At 65.3% G+C, this 2,386-nt stretch carries 4 protein-coding genes; 3 read left to right on the forward strand and 1 reads right to left on the reverse strand.

What is annotated here, in order from left to right:
- From WCB02_RS33785 to WCB02_RS33795, 3 genes are all read left to right on the forward strand, one after another.
- Nucleotides 1-274, forward strand: a 274-nt coding sequence (locus WCB02_RS33785; protein ID WP_423965325.1) for an aldo/keto reductase, incomplete at its 5' end; no start/stop codon positions are given.
- A 598-nt stretch (nucleotides 275-872) separates the two neighbouring features.
- On the forward strand, nucleotides 873-1,346 hold the full coding sequence (locus tag WCB02_RS33790) for a hypothetical protein (protein ID WP_423965327.1): 474 nt from the start codon (nucleotides 873-875) through the stop codon (nucleotides 1,344-1,346).
- Nucleotides 1,347-1,506: 160 nt separating this feature from the next.
- Nucleotides 1,507-1,926, forward strand: a complete 420-nt coding sequence (locus WCB02_RS33795; protein ID WP_423965329.1) for a hypothetical protein — start codon at nucleotides 1,507-1,509, stop codon at nucleotides 1,924-1,926.
- Between the two features lie 197 nt (nucleotides 1,927-2,123).
- Here the strand turns inward: WCB02_RS33795 and WCB02_RS33800 are convergent.
- Nucleotides 2,124-2,386 (reverse strand): TrmH family RNA methyltransferase (locus WCB02_RS33800; RefSeq protein ID WP_423965332.1); only part of this gene is annotated, 263 nt, incomplete at its 5' end.

Consider the following 2,386-nt stretch of genomic DNA (forward strand, 5'->3'; position numbering starts at 1 on the left):
GGCCAACCAGGCCCTGGTGGATCTGCTCAAGCGGGTCGGCGCGCGCAGGGCGGCCACGCCGGCGCAGATCGCGCTGGCCTGGCTGCTGGCGCAGAAACCCTGGATCGTGCCGATCCCCGGCACCACGAAGCTTGGCCGCCTGGACGAGAATCTCGCGGCGGCGGACGTCGTGCTCACCGCCGACGATCTCGCCGAGATCGCGACGGCCGCGGCCGCGATCAAGGTCGAGGGCGAACGCTATCCGCCGCAGCTGATGGCGACCACCGGGCGCTGACGAAGCAAGTGGTGACAGAGATTCGCGCTCGTCTCTCCTCCTGACCGGGCGCTCCGCGCGCGGGGAGGGGAGAGATCGGCATTCGGACGCGGACTCGGTGTCGGCATGGCCAGGGCGTTCGACTTCATCCGCGCGACCAACGAGGTGTTCACGGGCCGCGGCGTCAGGCTGCCGCTGGCAGGCCCAGTCCACGACGACTCCGCAAGGTCGTTCCCGAAAAGGGACTGGCGATTCAGAAGACGATCGTCGCCAGCGATGTCGTCGAGTGGCTCGTCGAGTGGCTCTACGCCTCCCCGAAATCCCGGGCAGAACAACTCGATTACGGCAAAGTTTGCCCATGTCGTCCCAACCTGAAGGTTGATCCCGGAGACGAGGCGTCTCCGCGATCGTCGTAGAGGCGGCGGTGCGTCAGGTGCGCCATGAAGCGGCGCCGATCAAGTGAATCCGGCGGCAGCGCACGGAGCGAGCGATCGGCTCGGCGCGCGTTAACCTTGGTAGATGGCGCATGTATTAGGCTTACCGCCAGTTAACGGCTGTCCCTTAACCTTTGCGCTCGCATCTTCCTTTAAGTTGCTCTTCAGCAATCGGAGTTCTGCCCATGCGCCTGCGATTGGCACTGGCCGTCCTGGTGGGAATCAGTTCGGCGGCGTGCGCCGAAGAGGGGTTCGAGATCGTCGTCCCCGGCCGCCCCGGCGTGCCGGTCATCGTGAATGGCGTCGATATTTCCTATGCCCTCGTCGAGGGCGATTTCGGTCTCGGCAAAGCCAATCACAATCAGCCGATCGTCTATGGCGGCCGCGCGGTCGAGGCCGAGCCGAATGTCGGGCATTATTATCCGAGCCTCGGGCTGAAGCCCGGCTACGGGCGCATGGAGATCGAGCCGCCGGCCGATCGCAAGCTGCCGAAGCCTGCGGAATCCTATCATGAATCCTGGTCGGCGCGCTCCGAGCCGCTGCCGGCACAGTCGACGCCGGCGGAGCCGTTCTATCCGCCGCCGGTGGTCAGAGCTCCGCAAGGCCGCGCCAACCCGCCCGAGCGCAGACCGGCTCGGGAGCCGCGGCCGACACCTTGAGCGATGCCTTCAAAGGCGATGCTTTCAAAGCCGATGCTTTCAGGGCCAGAGCATTGATCGAGCGATGCTCGAACGAGAGGCTGCCGTGCGATGATCTTCCTCGTGAAGTCATCGCCTGCAGGGATTGCAAACAAAAAAAGATCCGACAGGAGAGAGTATCATGCGTCAAACGATTTCAGGACTGGTCACGGCCTTTGCCGTGACGATCGCGGGTGCGGCGCCCGCGCTGGCCTGCGGCTATGCCGCGTGCGCGCCATGCGGCGAGGCAGGCTATGTCAGCCCGTGCGCGCAGAGCTATGTGCCGGCCTACACGACGGGCTGCGCCACCGGCTGCCGCGGCTTTGTCTATGAACGAATGTCCGATCCGGACACGCAATATTACTACGTCAACCAGGGGCCGACCTACACCGGCCCCGGAATGCTGGCGCCGTATCCGGCCTATCGGGAAGACGCCGTGCCGGTCTGGCGGCGCTCACGCCATGATTCCTATCATGAGGGCTATCACTGGCACCATCACTACCACTTCATCCCGCGCCAGGGTTATTACGACGGCCATCCCGTGCTGCGCCGCTACGACTGAGCTGGTGGCAGGATGGGTAGAGCTGTCAGATCGGACAAGAGTCCGATCTGACGGCGAAACCCATCGCCGCACGGTTGGTATTGATGGGTTTCGCTGCGCTCTACCCATCCTACGTTCTTCGTTTCTGGGCGACCCGATTCCGCGAAACCCATCGCCGCACGGGTGGGTTGCGCAGGCGCTTCACCCATCCCGCGTCCTCAGCCCATCAGGCCGAGCCGGCTTGCGCCGATATAGAGCGCGAGCACGGCGGCGTTGGAGACGTTGAGGCTCTTGATCTCGCCGGGCATGTCGAGCCGCGCCACCACGCTGCAGGTCTCGCGGGTGAGCTGGCGCAATCCCTTGCCTTCGGCGCCGAGCACCAGCGCCAGCGGCTGCCGCAGCGTGATCGCGGCCAGGTTCTCGGTGCCCTCGCTGTCGAGCCCGACCGTCATGAAGCCGGCCCCGTCGAGCTCGCCGAGCG

Origin of the sequence: Bradyrhizobium sp. (assembly GCF_049581145.1) — a bacterium.
GTDB lineage: Bacteria > Pseudomonadota > Alphaproteobacteria > Rhizobiales > Xanthobacteraceae > Bradyrhizobium.